Origin of the sequence: Allobosea sp. LC85 (assembly GCF_000735605.1) — a bacterium.
Taxonomy (GTDB): Bacteria; Pseudomonadota; Alphaproteobacteria; order Rhizobiales; family Beijerinckiaceae; genus Allobosea.
The window spans coordinates 65,012-78,909 of sequence record NZ_JPKG01000032.1 but is presented as its reverse complement, the minus strand read 5'-3'; the positions used below and the strand labels follow the sequence as shown (position 1 = coordinate 78,909).

Below are 13,898 nucleotides of genomic sequence, written 5' to 3'. Positions count from 1 at the left end.
ACCTCAATAGCCGAGCATGGCTTCGAGCGGACCCTTGGGCAGGGGCACGCGGAACTGCAGTTCGAAGATCCAGAAACAGACGATCGGCACGAGGATTGCCGTCAGCACGATGCTCCACCAGCGCGAGGTCGCGACGACGCCCATGAAGACGAGGATGAAGATGCTCGCGGCGACATAGAGCCCGAGCGGCTGGATCAGGGCGACGAAGAGAACGAGCGGGCCGAGCACGCGCGAAACCTGCCCGAGCTGCGCGAAGGTGACGAAGACGCTGTTCTCGGCGCGGAAGGACTGCACCAGGATGAACAGCGCGGCGGCCAGGAACAGCCAGCCGACGCGGGCCGGGAAGAAGCCGTTCTGCGGGCCATTGTCCCAGCCGGCCCCGCGGCCATAGGAATCCCAGAGCACGACGAAGGCGAGGGCGATCAGAATCGCTGCCGTGACGAGCTCGACAGGGCGGCGCGAGAGGCCACGTGGCGTTTCGCCTTCAGGATGAGCGGACATCGGCGTCTCCGGACGTCGGCAGAGGGAGGAGGCCCGTCTTGGAAGGCGGGCCGGTCGGGCTCAGGCTGGAATATCGGCTTGAAAAGTCGAATGCGGTTTTCGGGAAAGCCGATGCATCACAGAAGGTTAGGGGATGGGGATCCGATATCTCGTCCCATCCCCTAAGGCTCACTTCGCGGTGAAGCCGGCGTCACCCATCAGCTTGGCGTGCTTCTCCTCATCGGCCTTGAGGAAGGTCACGAAGGCCTCGCCGTCGCGATAGTCCGGAACCAGCGCGCTGCGGGCGAGATAATCCTTCCATTCCGGTGTCTCGGAGACCTTCTTGAACAGGTCCACGTAGAAGGCCTGCTGCTCCTTGGTGACCTTGCCGGGCATGAACATGCCGCGCAGCATCTGGTAGCTGACGTTCAGCCCCTGCGACGCGCAGGTCGGGATGTCGGCCCAGGACTTTCCGTCGGCGACCGGCGTCGAATAGGTCATCTTCTGCTCGGAGAAGACGCAGATCGGCCGTGTCGCCCCGCCCCGCCAGTTGGCGACGTCCTCGGCCGGATTGTTGGTGCTGGCATCGATGTGATCGCCGGAAAGCTGGGTCGAGGCCTGGCCGCCGCTGGTATGCGGGATATAGGCGAACTTGACCCCGCCGGCCTTCTCCATGCCGAAGACGATCAGGTTGTCCTCGCGCTTCGACGAGGTGCCGCCGATCTTGAGCGAGGGCGAGGCGGCCTTGGCCGCCGTCATGAAGTCGCCGGCGGTCTGGTAGGGCGCCTTGGCGTTGACCCAGAGCACGAAGGAATCCTGCGCCATCATCGCGATGGGCGTGTATTCGGTCCAGTTCAGCGGCAGCTTGGTCGCCATCGGGGTCATGAAGATGCCGCTCGATGTCGTGATCAGCTTGTGCGGATCGCCCGCCGATTTCTGGATGTCGAGCATGCCCTCGGCGCCGCCGGCGGCCGGCTTGTTGACGACGATGATCGGCTGCGAGGTCAGGTTATTCTTCTGGATGATGCCTTGCATCGTCCGCGCCATCTGGTCCGAGGCGCCGCCGGCCGAGAAGGGCACGACGATTTCGATGGCCTTGGTCGGCTCCCAGGCCAGTGCGGGTGTCGTCGCGGCTGCAAGCGCCGCGCCAGCGGCAAGCCAATGCTGCTTCATGTCTTCCAACCTCCCTGCAACGCGCTCTGTCGGCGCCGTGGCGAGAGCCTAGAATCAAAAAATTTTGCATTCAATCTGAAAAATGATGCTAGCCGGATTGACGACGAGCAGTATCCGGTTGTCGTCCTGCATCAACGTCAGCCAATTCTCAGGCTGGTGTTGGAGTCAGGTGGAGCTGCTTTCGTCGCCGGTCTGCGCGGCGCTCTGATGCTGCGCGGCTTTTCGCTTGTTGCGCAGATGCAGGAACATGATGTCGCTGAGTTCGCTGCCGGCGCGTCGCCGCAGGGCATCGAGGATGGCCTCGTGCTCGCGCATCGCCTCGCCCCAGCGATCGCGCTCCTTGTCGAGATTGGCGGAATAGCGCACGCGCCGGATGCGGCCGGCAATGCTGTTATAGGTCGCGCTGAGCGTCGCGTTGCCGGCGGCAGCGACGATCATGCGGTGGATGTCCTGGTTGCACTGGAAATAGCCGTGCATGTCGCGCCGCAGGTAGAAGCGGTACATCTCGTGGTGAATCTGCTCGATTTCGGCGATGTCCTCGTCGCTGATGCGTTCGCAGGCCAGCCGCCCCGCCAGGGCTTCCAGCCCGCCCATCACGTCGAACAATTCGCGCAGATCGTCGGCGCTCAGGGCGCGCACGCGTGCGCCGCGATTGGGCAGGAGCTCGATCAGCCCTTCTGCGGCCAGGACCTTGAGCGCCTCGCGCAGCGGCGTGCGTGAGATGCCGAAGCGGTTGCAGAGCAGACGCTCGGGCACGCGCGCGCCATCGGCGAGATTGCCCTCGACGATATAGTCGCGCAGTGCTGCCAGGAGTTCGCCATGCAGCGATGTCTGCCCGGCGCCGTCCTCGCGTCGCAGCGATGGGCTTTCGATCGTTTCGGCGTCGAGGGCGATGTTCGTCATACTGGTTTGCTACGCGAGTGGATGGTCTCCTGTCGAGATCGACCAGCATATTATTGCACGCGCGAACGGTGTTGCCAAAGACAAAAATGAATGCAAAACATCGCCGATCACGAGCGGCGAGCCTGAAGCGCCGCCACGTCCGAAGAGGGAGTTATCGCCATGGCATCGCAGCAGGGCCGCCATTTCCTTCAGATTCCCGGCCCCAGCCCGGTTCCCGACCGGATCCTGCGGGCCATGGACATGCCGGTGATCGATCATCGCAGTGCCGAGTTCGCGAAGCTCGGGCGCGAGGTGCTCGCCGGCGCCAGGTCGGTGTTCAAGACCAGCCAGCCGGTGGTGATCTATCCGTCCTCCGGGACCGGGGCCTGGGAAGCGGCGATCGTCAATGCGCTCTCGCCGGGCGACACCGTGCTGATGGCCGAGACCGGCCATTTCGCCACGCTCTGGCGCCAGATCGCCGGGCGTTTCGGCATCGAGGTCGATTTCATTCCGGGCGACTGGCGCCGCGGCGCCGACCCGGCCGCGATCGAAGCGAAGCTGGCCGAGGATCGCGGCCACAAGATCAAGGCGGTGATGGTCGTCCATAACGAGACCTCCACCGGCTCGACCAGCCGGATCGCCGAGATCCGCAAGGCGATCGACAAGGCCGGGCACCCGGCGCTCTTCATGGTCGACACCATCTCCTCGCTCGCCTCGGTCGACTACCGACACGACGAATGGCAGGTCGATGTCACGGTCTCGGGTTCGCAGAAGGGCCTGATGCTGCCGCCGGGCCTCAGCTTCAACGCGATCTCGGAAAAGGCGATGGCCGCCTCCCGGGCCAACACGATGCCGCGCTCCTATTGGGACTGGCAGGAGATGGTCAAGATCAACGCCAATGGCTTCTTCCCCTACACGCCGGCGACGAACCTGCTCTATGGCCTGCGCGAAGCCGTCAGGATGTTGCATGAGGAGGGGCTGGACGCTGTCTTCGCCCGCCACGAGCGTCTTGCCGCGGCGACGCGCGCCGCGGTGAAGGCCTGGGGCCTGGACATCCTCTGCGAGAACTCGGCGGAATATTCGCCGGTGCTGACCGCCGTGCTGATGCCGCCGAGCCATGATGCCGACCATTACCGCAAGGTGACGCTCGAGAAGTTCAACATCTCGCTCGGCTCCGGCCTCGGCAAGGTCGCCGGCAAGGTCTTCCGGATCGGCCATCTCGGCGAATGCAACGAGCTGACCCTGCTTGGCGCGCTGTCCGGCGTCGAGATGGGGCTGGCGGCTGCCGGCGTGCCGCATCGCAGCGGCGGCGTGCAGGCAGCGATGGCGGCGCTCGAAACCCGCGAGGAGGCCAATAAACCGAAGGTTGCGGTTGCCTAAAGCATTGGCCCGAAAAGTGGATCGCGATTTTCGAGAAAGCCGATGCAAATACAAGAGGTTAGATCATCGGACCGGATACGATTTCCGGTCCGATGATCTAACGAGGGGAGAAGTCCGGGGGCTCTTTGATCGCAGAGGGCTTCCGGGGCTTCGCGCTTGCCTTGCGAGCATTTCTGCGCTCCCCCTGCGCAGGATTCGGAGTGCCGCAGGCCGAAATGCCCATGGTAGAACCGGGGCAGTCGCCGCTCCGGAACCTGCCGATGATTGATCCTTCCAGTTCCATCCTGTTGGCCGTCGATGCCGGCGTCGCAGTGCTGACGCTGAACCGTCCCGACGTGCTGAACGCGTTCGATGCGGCCATGGCCGAAACCTTCCTGGCCCGGATCGAGGAGATCGCGGCGCGGCGGGATGTCCGCGCCATCCTGCTGAAGGGCGCGGGCAGGGGCTTTTGTGCCGGTGGCGACGTCTCGCAGTTCACCGCTGGTGGCGACCCCGAGGCCGCGATCGAGGCGATCATCAGGCCGTTGCATGCCGGGCTGAAGCGGCTCGATGAGTTGCCGCAGCCTGCGATCGCCTGCCTGCATGGTGCAGTGGCCGGAGCCGGATTCAGCCTGGCGCTTGCCTGCGATCTCGCGATCGCGGCCGAAAGCGCGAAATTCACGCTGGCCTATGCTCGGATCGGCGCGACCCCGGATGGGTCTGGGACCTATCATCTGCCGCGCATCGTCGGCATGAAGAAGGCAAAGGAGCTGGCTCTGCTGGCCGAGACGATCGATGCCGGCGAGGCGCTGCGGCTCGGCCTGATCAATCGCACCGTGCCGGCCGAGATCCTCGATGCCGAGGGCATGACGCTGGCGCGCAGGCTTGCCGCCGGGCCGACCCAGGCCTATGGCCGCATCAAGGCGCTGCTCGGCGCTTCGCTCAGTCATTCACTTGGCGACCAGCTCGACGCCGAGCGCGACGCCTTCCACGCCTCGACCCGGACCGCGGATTTCGGCGAGGGTGTCTCGGCCTTTCTGGAGAAGCGGCCAGCCCGGTTCACCGGCCTTTAGATCATCGGACCGGATACGATGTCCGGTCCGATGATCTAACCTTTTTGTGTTTGCATCGGCTGCCCCGAAAACCGCAATCCACTTTTCGGGCCGATACCTTCGAGGATTGATGACAATGCAGGACTCCCACCGCGTTCTCTTCACGAGCCCTGCCGAATTCGTCGACAGCGACCATCCCATGGTGATCGCGGAGGCGCAGCTGCTGACCTCGGGCATCAGCGACCCTGCCGAGCAGGCAGGCATTCTCTATCAGGCCGTGCGCGACGGCATCCGCTATGACCCCTATGGCGACTATCTGAATCCCGAGATCTATCGCGCCAGTTCCGTGCTGGCGGCCGGCATCGGCTACTGCGTCGGCAAAGCCACGCTCTATGCCGCCTATTGTCGGGCCATCGGCATTCCCGCCCGCATCGGGCTAGCCGACGTCAAGAACCATCTCGCCACGCCGCGGCTGCTGGAGGCGGTCGGCACCAATCTCTTCGCCTATCACGGCTATGCCGAGGTTTTCCTCGACGGGCGCTGGCTGAAGGCTTCGCCGACCTTCAACGCCCGCCTCTGCGACAGGCTCGGCGTCGCGACTCTGGGCTTCGACGGCAAGAGCGATGCGCTGCTGCAGAGCTTCGACGGGCAGGGCCGCAGTTTCATGGATTATGTCGCGCAGCACGGCAGCTTCTTCGACGTGCCGGTGAAATTCCTGATCCGCGAGATGTTGCGGCTCTATCCGAAGCTCTGCGTCCCCGGCGGGCTGCGCGGCAGCATGGAGCGGGAGGCGCAGGCCTCGTCTTCGGGTTGACGCGGAAGGCGCCATCGCCGTGGCGAAGCGCGTATGCCTCAGCGCGCGTCGTGAAAGATCAGCCCGGTGGTGTAGCGCTCGCCCGAGCGCACCCGGCTGACGCCGTGGCGGAGATTGACGCGGTAGGTGCCGCGGGAACCCCGCATCGGCCGATGCTGCACGGCGAAGATCGCGGCTTCTCCCTGTGCCAGCGGCACGACCTCGGGCCGTGACTGCATGCGCGGCCGCTGCTCGACCAGGGTGAACTCGCCACCGGTGAAATCGACACCGGGTTGCGAGAGCAGGATCACCATCTGGAACGGGAAGAACAGGTCGCCGTAAAGGTCCTGGTGCAAGCAGTTATAGTCGCCCGCGCCGTATTTCAGCAGCAGCGGCGTCGGCCGGACCTGCCCGGCCTCGTGGCAGAGCGCCAGGAAGGCATCGAGCGCGTCGGGATAGCGCTGGGCGATCCCAAGCGTCTCGTTCCAGCGGTTGGCGATCGGGGCCAGGCGCTCATAGATGGCCGGCCGCAAGGCTGCGAGCGTCTCCGGCAGCGGATGGGCGAAATACTGGTACTCACCGCTGCCAAAGCCGTGACGCGCCATGACGATGCGGCTGCGGAAGCGGCTCTCGTCGTCATAGAGCGCGGAAAGCGCGCGGCACTCGTCCGGGCTGAGCAAGGGGCCGGTCAGGCCGACGCCATGCGAGTCGAGTTCCGTCTCGATGCGGGTCCAGTGCAACGTGTCGACGCGCGATGCGAGGGAGGAGGCGGGCAGTCTTGCTGCGGCGGGCATGGCTTTTGGCCTTCTTGGACGAGCGCGGTGCGTGGCACGAAGACTCGCACGATGTGGTGGCGCTCAACCACCCGCTTTCTGGAACGGGTCAGCATCCAGCTCGAAACGGCCTTGACGTAAAATGCACCCGAATTATCCCTATGCTCGCGCAGGTTGCGGGCGAGAGTTGGTCATTTGAATGGCACTGCAATCGCGCGTTCTTCCCGATGCCAGAAAGAAGCGCTTCAGTGCGCTAATCTCTCAATCCCTTGTCCGGGTAGCGGCTCGTGTTCTGCAATTTCTTCAGAACCTTGAGAGGTCCGGATTATCGTGTGGGATCGGAGCCCGCTACCAAAGGCGTTTGACTGCGAAACCGTCGAATAGTGCTTCGTTCGAAATCAACACCATGTCCTCGGATTGACTTTGGGCAATGAGCAAGCGGTCGAACGGGTCCTTGTGCGCAATGTTCATCGCACCGGCTAGCAGGGCATGGTGGACGGTGATCGCCAGTTCGGCAAAGCCCTGATCGGCGATGATCGCCTCGAAGTTCTGCGCGAGCAGCGCCGCGTCAGGGAGCTTGCCAATGCGGAATTTGGTGGCGACCTCCATGGCCGAGGCGGCGCTGACGGCGATGCTGTTGACCTCGTCCCCGATAGCCTCGCGGGCACGGCGGCTCAACGCCTCGTCACCCGCAAGCCACCAGATCAGGGCATGGGTATCGAGCAGCAGCCTCAAGCGAGATTCCACCCCCCGAGTTCATTCTCGGGCAACGGCTCGTCAAAGCGCGCATCGACGGCGATCTTTCCCTTGAGTGCTCCAAAGCGCCGCTTGCCGCGCGGCGCGACCGGCACCAGGCGTACGACCGGCACGTTGCCACGGGCAATGACCACATCTGCGCCCTCAAGTGCGTCTGCGATCAGTTTGGACAGGTTGGTCTTGGCATCGTGAACCGAGAACTGGGCCATGAGCATCTCCTTAGCTAAGATGATAGCTAAGGTCTCCGCGCCGAGCAAGGGCGATGCCGTTTCCGGACTGCTCGCGAAGCCGATGCATGGCGTCGGCGAAATGCGAAGGCCCTCGGTATGGATGCGCGCGCGGGACACGCCCGCCTTCCTGAGATCGGCGATAAGACCCTCGACCATGGGTTTGGCCGGCCGCACATGAAGTAGTCGGTCGCTCGCGAGAGGTTCGGGCAGCGGCTGGCGCCCCCAGATGAGCGGTGTCTACGCCACCGTCAATTTCACGTGAGGCATCGTCACGCCCTGCTCGGCCATCGTGCTGCGATTGCTGGCCTGCCGCTTCTTGATCTCGGCACGAGCCACGGTGCGCAGATGCACCTCGTCCGGCCCGTCGATGAAGCGCAACGCCCGGCCCCAGCTATAGATGAAGGCGAGCGGCGTATCGTTGGAGAGACCGGCCGCGCCGAAGACCTGCATCGCCCGGTCGGCGATCTTCGTCTGCAGCCGCGTCGCCACGACCTTGATGGATGAGACCTCGGTGCGGGCGGCCTTGTTGCCGTGCTTGTCCATCATCCAGGCGGCGCGCAGGCAGAGCAGCCGCGCCTGGTCGATCTCCATGCGCCCTTCGGCAATCCAGTCCTGGACATTGGCATAGTCGGAGAGATGGCGACCAAAGGCTTTCCGCTGCAGCGCGCGCTCGACCATCAGTTCGAGCGCGACCTCGCATTGGCCGATCGTGCGCATGCAGTGGTGGATGCGGCCGGGCCCGAGCCGCGCCTGTGCCAGTGCGAAGCCGGCGCCTTCCTCCCCGAGCATGTTGGCGGCCGGGACGCGGACATTGTCGAAATCCGTTTCGGTATGGCCTTCCGGCGAATGGTGGTTGAGGAGCGGCAGATTGCGCATCACGGTCACGCCCGGCGTATCCATCGGCACGATCACCATGGAATGGCGCTTGTGCGGATCGGCCTCCGGGCGCGTGTCCGAGAGACCCATGACGATGCAGAATTTGACGTTCGGATGCAGGGCGCCGGTGGTCCACCATTTCCGGCCGTTGATGACATAGTCGTCGCCGTCGCGGGTGATCGTGGTCTGCAGATTGGTCGGATCGGAAGAGGCGACGCCGGGCTCGGTGATGCCGACGCAGGAGCGGATCTCGCCCTTCATCAGCGGCACGAGGAAGCGCTCGCGCTGCACCGGCGTCGCGAACATGTGCAGAATCTCCATGTTGCCGGTGTCCGGGGCGTTGCAGTTGAACACCTCCGACGACCAGAAGATCCGGCCCATGATCTCCGCCAGGGGGGCGTATTCCAGATTGCTCAGCCGCGTGCCGGGCTCGTCGGGCTTCAGCGCCGGCAGGAACAGGTTCCACAGGCCCTCGGATTTCGCCTTCTCCTTCAGCCCGTCGATCAGCGCCAGCGGATAGCGACCGGCCTCGACCTCATGCTTCCACGCGGCGTCGGCCGGCTGGACATGGGCATCGATGAACGCCTGCAACCGTGAGCGCAGCTCTTCGACCTTGGCGGAATAGGCGAAGTCCATGGTGATCCCCGTTCAACTCTGGTCGATGATGGTTGCGGCCTGCCGCGCGAAGCTCTCCGCCATCCCGCCGACCGCCACCGCATTCTCCGCCGCGGCATTGCCAGCCCTGGCGCGCGCCGCGATGCCATCGAGGATGACGGCGAAGCGGAAGAGCGAGAAGGCGAGGTGGAAGCGTCCCGGTCCGCCCTTGCGTCCGGCCGCCTCGCAATAGCGGGAGAGGTACTCGGCTTGCGTCGGGATGCCGAGCGCCTCCCGGTCGAGGCCCATGATGCCCTGATACATCGCAGGTCCGGAATGCCAGGGCAGACAGGAAAAGGCGGCGTCCGAGAGCGGATGGCCGAGCGTCGAGAGCTCCCAGTCAAGCACGGCGACCACGCGCGGCTCGACCGGATGAAACATCAGGTTGCCCATCCGGAAATCGCCGTGGACGATCGTCGTCTCTGCGCTTTCGTCGAGATGGGCGGTCAGCCAACCGATCAACTGGTCGATCTCGGGAATCTCGCGGGTCCTGGTCTCGCGCCATTGCCGGCCCCAGCGCGCGAGCTGGCGGGCATAATAGTTTCCCGGCTTGCCGAAATCGGCGAGGCCGGCCGCCTGCCAGTCGAAGCGGTGAAGTGCGGCCAGGGTCTCGGCCATGGCGAAATACATCTGCCGGCGCTCGGCCGGCGCCACGCCCGGCAGCGCCGCATCATGGAAGACGCGACCGTCGAGCCGCTCCATGAGGTAGAAGGGCGTGCCGACGATATCGTCCTGCGCGTAGAACAGCAGCACCGGCGGCACCGGCACCTGCGAGCCCGCGAGCGTCTTGAGGATGCGGTATTCGCGATCGACCGCATGGGCCGAAGGCAGCAGCGGTCCCGGCGGCTTCTTGCGCATGACCAGCCGCGTGCCGGCTTCGGGAAAGGACAGGAAGAAGGTCGGATTCGACTGCCCGCCGCTGATCCGCTCCAGCACCATCGCTCCCGCCGCCCGGCCGGGCAGGGCGGAGCGAAGGAAGGCTTCGAGCCGGGCAGGGTCGAATTCGGGGGCGGCGGAGGCGGGGCCGGCGGACATGCCGGCATCATCGGGGCGGGATGAGGCGAGGTCAACGCGGCAGGGAGCGTGACGGCCTCGCGGAATGCGCCGCGATGAGGGCCGCGAGAAGGTTGGCGCAGGCGCTGACGAGGATCGCGATCGCATAGCTCTTGTTCAGGTCGAAGATGAGCCCGGCGGCCGTCGGGCCGATCAGGGTTCCGAAGGCGACGCTCGTATAGAGAATGCCGATGATCCCGCTGACATTGCGCCCGCCGAAATGATCCATGACGACCGCAGGCAGCACGGCGACCCAGCCGCCATAGAAAACGCCATAGAGCAGAGCGAAGACAGCCAGCATCGTAAACCCGCTCGAAAGCCACCAGATGGCGAGCGCACCGGCCATGCCCATGAACATGACGAGAAGGGCGCGGTGGCGGCCGATCCGGTCTGCCAGATTGCCGAGGCAGAAGCGGCCGGCGGTGCTGCCGACGCCGATCAGCGCGAGCAGCAGGACGGCCCGGCCCTGCGGGACGCCGCGATCGAGGGCGTAGGGCACGAGGTGGACGAAGGGGACGAAGACCCCGAACGAGCCGATCAGGCAGGCTGCGTAGAGCCTGATGAAAGGCTGTGACCACACCGCCTCGCGGATCGACATGCCGGACGCCTGGGCCGCGATGCCGCCCGGGGGCAGGACATCTCCGTCCGGCAGCAGCCCGCGCTGGCCCGGATCGCTTTCGATCAGGAGCGCCATGCCTGAACCAACCGCCGCGGCGAGCCCGCCGAGCGCGAGATAGGCGTTGCGCCAGCCGATCTGCTCGATCAGCAGCGAGGCGAAGGGCGGCATCACGAGTGTGCCGACGCCGATGCCGCTGACCGCGATCCCCGACGCGAAGCCACGGCGCTTGACGAACCAGCGCTGCACCGCACCCAGCGCCGGAACATAGGAGCAGCCGATGCCGAGCCCGACGCCGAGCCCATAGGCCAGGTAGATCTCGGTCAGGCTCCGCGCCGCTCCGGCCGCCGCCAGGCCGAGCCCGGTGAGCAGCATGCCGAGGAAGACGAGCCTGCGGGCTCCCCAGCGGTCTGCAAGCGGGCCGCTGATCAGTCCGAAACCGAAATAGAGGAAGCCGGCGAGCGAGAAGACCAGGGATACCGAAGCGCGGGAGGCGGAAAAATCCGCCTGCAGGGACTCGACGAAGGCGCTGAAAGTATAGGCGCTGCCGAAGCCGACAAAGGTGACCGCAAACGCCGCCGCGACCACGAGCCAGCCATGGAAGATCGGGGAGGCAGGCCCCGTCGGATTGGTGCTCATCGCAGGCTCCTCACAGGGCCGGGTGGCGGCGGTGCCACGCGGTCGCTGCCTGGAAGGCTGCGCCGGCGCGGATCAGCCTGGCTTCGCCCAGCTGCGCCGCAACGAGCTGGAACCCGATGGGCATTCCGGCCTCGGAGAAGCCGCCGGGCAGCGTGAGCGTCGGGTTGCCCGTCATGTTGAACGGGCAGGTATAGCGCTGCAGGTCGGCGATCAGCCCGGGCTGCTCTCCCAATGTGCTGATCGTCGCCAGCGTCAGCGGCGGAAAGGGTTGGACCGGGGTCAGCAGCAGATCGATTGTGCGAAACAGGGCGGCGACGCGTCCGCGGAAGGCCATGCGCCGCAGCAGGATGCGCTGATAGTCGAGGCCCGACAGGGCGCGCCCCGCCTCGATGACCGAAGCGAGAACCGGGCCGTATTCGCCCTTGCGCGCCGGATAGGTCGCTTCATGGGCGACGGCGGCTTCCACTGCGCAGTTCGGCGCCCAATCGTCGACGATCTGTTTCGCATCCGGAAACTGAACCGCGATGATCTCGGCTCCGAGTGCGCGATAGGCCGCGACGGCGTCTGCCAGAACCCTCTGCGTCGTCGCATCGACACCTTCGCTGTTCCACGCGGGATCGACGCCGATCCGCATTCCGCCGACGCCTTGCCCGGTCGCTGCGAGATAGTCTGGCACCGGTGCGCTAAGCGCGGTCGGATCGGCGGGGTCAGCGCCGGCGATGACTTGCAGGATCGCGGCGACATCCCTGGTATCGCGCGCCATGGGCCCGACATGGTCGAGCGTCGCCGCCAGCTCGAATGCGCCGTGACGGCTGACGCGGCCCCAGCTCGGTTTCAGTCCCGTCAGGCCGGTGGCGGCGCAGGGCCATCGGATCGACCCTCCGGTATCGGAACCGAGCGAGCCGTAGCACAGGCCGGCCGCCGTCGCCGCAGCCGAGCCGCTCGACGATATTCCGGTCCAGTATGCGGCATTCCAGGGGTTGCGGGGCGGCGTCACCGCGGGGTGGTGGTCGGAATAGGCCCCTTCCGTCATCTGCAGCTTGCCGAGCACCACCGCTCCCGCCTGCCGCAAGCGGCGCACCACCGTGGCGTCCTCCCGCGGCCGGTGCTGCTTGTGGATCGTCATCCCTCCGGCCGTCGGAAAGCCCTGTGTCCAGAACAGGTCCTTCACGGCAATCGGCACGCCATGCAGCGGCCCACGATAGCGCCCGGCAGCGATCTCCGCCTCGGCGGTCGCTGCCTCGGCCAGTGCGACATCCGCCATCACACCCGCGAAACTGTGAAGTTCCGTGTCCAGGCACGCGATGCGCTCGAGCTGCGACCGCGTCACCGCCACGGGCGAGATTTCGCGCGCCTGGATGCGCGCCGCGAGCTCCGACACTGTCAGGTAATGCGTCGCGTCGGGGAGGTTGGGCATGCACGGGCTCCGGCTGACATGGTGGAATGGGCGAAGGAAAGGTTAAGTTTTTATCTTGCAGAACGCTTCAAGAGAACGGTACCAAGCCATAGCTATGTGGCCAATACTGCCTCAATTTGACGGCTAGACGAGTCAGGGGCAAACTGGAATTCCTACGAAAACAAGTTAGAAAAACTAAATGAAACTCGATCGGCTGCCACCGCTCAATGCCCTGCGCGCCTTCGAGGCCACGGCTCGGCATCTCTCCGTGAAGGAGGCCGCCGATGAGCTCTGCGTGACGCCGGGCGCGGTCAGCCAGATGCTCAAGGCCCTGGAGCTTCATTTCGGCACGAAGCTCTTCCACCGCATCAATCGCGGCATGGTCCTCACGCCCGCCGGACAAAGCCTGACGCCGCCGGTCCGCAACGCCTTCCGGCAGATCGCGGAGGCATCCCGGCGCATTGCGGCCGATCCCGGCACGGGCCCGTTGACGATCAGCACGACACCGTTCTTCGCGGGGGCCTGGCTGGTGCCGCGCCTCAAGCAGTTCCACGACGCCCATCCCGATATCGATCTGCGGGTCGTGACCGGTACTGCCCTGGCGGATTTCGGCCGCGACGGCGTCGATGTCGCGATCCGGCATGGCTTCGGCCATTATCCGGGACTGCGCAGCGAGCATCTGGTTGCGGTCGAGGTCGTTCCCGTCGCGGCTCCGGCCCTGCTGGCATCCCTCGGCAGGCCGAAGGATGCGGCTGGTCTGGCGCACTGGCCGCATGTCCATGACAGCGAGCGCAAGGCCTGGCAGCGCTGGTTCCAGGCGCAGGGCATCGAGGAATTCAGTGCGCCGCGCGGGCCGTCATTCGACGATTCAGGCCTGATGCTCCAAGCGGTCCTTGCCGGTCAGGGCGCCGGATTGCTGCCGGCGGCGATGATCGAAGTCGATATCGCGGAAGGACGGCTCGTCCAGCTTGCGAATGTCGCGCTGCTGGAGGATTTCGCCTATTTCCTCGTCTATCCCGAGACAAGCCGGGCGCGGCCCAGGGTTGCCGCGTTCTGCGCCTGGATGCGGGAGGTTGCCGCCGCCTTTCGGCAGGCGGCGTAGCCGGGGCTCACCGCTCTTCGCCTCGGGCTGCATCCAGCCCATGGAGCGAGTGCAGCGTCGGCAC

General features: G+C 65.6%; 14 protein-coding genes. 4 read left to right on the top strand and 10 right to left on the bottom strand.

Annotated elements, in window-relative coordinates; translation table 11 throughout:
- Positions 1-3 precede the first annotated feature (3 nt).
- The 3 genes from FG93_RS15985 to FG93_RS15975 form a co-directional block, all read right to left on the bottom strand.
- Entirely contained in the window at positions 4-501 is a 498-nt protein-coding gene (locus FG93_RS15985) for a tripartite tricarboxylate transporter TctB family protein (RefSeq protein WP_043236049.1), read from the bottom strand.
- A 168-nt stretch (positions 502-669) separates the two neighbouring features.
- Entirely contained in the window at positions 670-1,653 is a 984-nt protein-coding gene (locus FG93_RS15980) for a tripartite tricarboxylate transporter substrate binding protein (RefSeq protein WP_043236048.1), read from the bottom strand.
- Positions 1,654-1,818: 165 nt separating this feature from the next.
- Entirely contained in the window at positions 1,819-2,556 is a 738-nt protein-coding gene (locus tag FG93_RS15975; protein ID WP_052513830.1) for a GntR family transcriptional regulator, read from the bottom strand.
- A gap of 159 nt (positions 2,557-2,715) precedes the next feature.
- On the opposite strand from FG93_RS15975, the gene FG93_RS15970 reads away from it, so the two are divergent.
- The 3 genes from FG93_RS15970 to FG93_RS15960 all read left to right on the top strand — a co-directional run bounded on the left by FG93_RS15970 (position 2,716) and on the right by FG93_RS15960 (position 5,760).
- Positions 2,716-3,915 (top strand): alanine--glyoxylate aminotransferase family protein, encoded by a 1,200-nt coding sequence (locus FG93_RS15970; protein WP_043236046.1) that lies wholly within the window; start codon positions 2,716-2,718, stop codon positions 3,913-3,915.
- 260 nt (positions 3,916-4,175) lie between these two features.
- Complete coding sequence (locus FG93_RS15965; RefSeq protein ID WP_043236124.1) at positions 4,176-4,967, top strand: enoyl-CoA hydratase/isomerase family protein; 792 nt, start codon at positions 4,176-4,178, stop codon at positions 4,965-4,967.
- Positions 4,968-5,082: 115 nt separating this feature from the next.
- Positions 5,083-5,760 (top strand): transglutaminase-like domain-containing protein, encoded by a 678-nt coding sequence (locus FG93_RS15960; RefSeq protein ID WP_052513829.1) that lies wholly within the window; start codon positions 5,083-5,085, stop codon positions 5,758-5,760.
- A gap of 38 nt (positions 5,761-5,798) precedes the next feature.
- Here FG93_RS15960 and FG93_RS15955 read toward each other — a convergent pair whose 3' ends face one another.
- The 7 genes from FG93_RS15955 to FG93_RS15925 form a co-directional block, all read right to left on the bottom strand.
- Positions 5,799-6,533 (bottom strand): 2OG-Fe(II) oxygenase, encoded by a 735-nt coding sequence (locus tag FG93_RS15955; RefSeq protein WP_043236041.1) that lies wholly within the window; start codon positions 6,531-6,533, stop codon positions 5,799-5,801.
- Positions 6,534-6,860: 327 nt separating this feature from the next.
- Positions 6,861-7,247, bottom strand: a complete 387-nt coding sequence (locus FG93_RS15950) for a type II toxin-antitoxin system VapC family toxin (RefSeq protein WP_043236039.1) — start codon at positions 7,245-7,247, stop codon at positions 6,861-6,863.
- Positions 7,244-7,615 (bottom strand): type II toxin-antitoxin system Phd/YefM family antitoxin, encoded by a 372-nt coding sequence (locus FG93_RS33620; RefSeq protein ID WP_244448630.1) that lies wholly within the window; start codon positions 7,613-7,615, stop codon positions 7,244-7,246. Before FG93_RS33620 ends, FG93_RS15950 begins: the two co-directional genes overlap by 4 nt.
- Before the next feature lie 120 nt (positions 7,616-7,735).
- Positions 7,736-9,010 carry an acyl-CoA dehydrogenase family protein gene (locus tag FG93_RS15940; protein ID WP_052513828.1) on the bottom strand — a complete coding sequence of 425 codons (1,275 nt, stop codon included), beginning with the start codon at positions 9,008-9,010 and terminating at the stop codon, positions 7,736-7,738.
- Positions 9,011-9,022: 12 nt separating this feature from the next.
- On the bottom strand, positions 9,023-10,063 hold the full coding sequence (locus tag FG93_RS15935) for a phosphotransferase family protein (protein ID WP_043236037.1): 1,041 nt from the start codon (positions 10,061-10,063) through the stop codon (positions 9,023-9,025).
- Between the two features lie 31 nt (positions 10,064-10,094).
- Positions 10,095-11,336, bottom strand: a complete 1,242-nt coding sequence (locus FG93_RS15930; RefSeq protein ID WP_043236034.1) for an MFS transporter — start codon at positions 11,334-11,336, stop codon at positions 10,095-10,097.
- A 10-nt stretch (positions 11,337-11,346) separates the two neighbouring features.
- A complete protein-coding gene (locus FG93_RS15925) occupies positions 11,347-12,753 on the bottom strand; it encodes an amidase (protein ID WP_043236032.1) in 1,407 nt (468 codons plus the stop codon).
- A 178-nt stretch (positions 12,754-12,931) separates the two neighbouring features.
- Here FG93_RS15925 and gcvA point away from each other — a divergent pair, with 178 nt between their 5' ends.
- Positions 12,932-13,834: a transcriptional regulator GcvA gene (gene gcvA / locus FG93_RS15920; RefSeq protein ID WP_043236030.1), complete on the top strand. Its 903-nt coding sequence runs from the start codon at positions 12,932-12,934 to the stop codon at positions 13,832-13,834.
- Positions 13,835-13,898: the final 64 nt, after the last annotated feature.

Coding starts and splice junctions, on each gene's coding strand:
- gcvA (WP_043236030.1), top strand. CDS start 12,932: ATGAAACTCGATCGGCTGCCACCGCTCAATGCCCTGCGCGCCTTCGAG.
- FG93_RS15970 (WP_043236046.1), top strand. CDS start 2,716: ATGGCATCGCAGCAGGGCCGCCATTTCCTTCAGATTCCCGGCCCCAGC.
- FG93_RS15930 (WP_043236034.1), bottom strand. CDS start 11,336: ATGAGCACCAATCCGACGGGGCCTGCCTCCCCGATCTTCCATGGCTGG.
- FG93_RS15980 (WP_043236048.1), bottom strand. CDS start 1,653: ATGAAGCAGCATTGGCTTGCCGCTGGCGCGGCGCTTGCAGCCGCGACG.
- FG93_RS15965 (WP_043236124.1), top strand. CDS start 4,176: ATGATTGATCCTTCCAGTTCCATCCTGTTGGCCGTCGATGCCGGCGTC.
- FG93_RS15940 (WP_052513828.1), bottom strand. CDS start 9,010: ATGGACTTCGCCTATTCCGCCAAGGTCGAAGAGCTGCGCTCACGGTTG.
- FG93_RS15985 (WP_043236049.1), bottom strand. CDS start 501: ATGTCCGCTCATCCTGAAGGCGAAACGCCACGTGGCCTCTCGCGCCGC.
- FG93_RS15955 (WP_043236041.1), bottom strand. CDS start 6,533: ATGCCCGCCGCAGCAAGACTGCCCGCCTCCTCCCTCGCATCGCGCGTC.
- FG93_RS15975 (WP_052513830.1), bottom strand. CDS start 2,556: ATGACGAACATCGCCCTCGACGCCGAAACGATCGAAAGCCCATCGCTG.
- FG93_RS15960 (WP_052513829.1), top strand. CDS start 5,083: ATGCAGGACTCCCACCGCGTTCTCTTCACGAGCCCTGCCGAATTCGTC.
- FG93_RS15925 (WP_043236032.1), bottom strand. CDS start 12,753: ATGCCCAACCTCCCCGACGCGACGCATTACCTGACAGTGTCGGAGCTC.
- FG93_RS15935 (WP_043236037.1), bottom strand. CDS start 10,063: ATGTCCGCCGGCCCCGCCTCCGCCGCCCCCGAATTCGACCCTGCCCGG.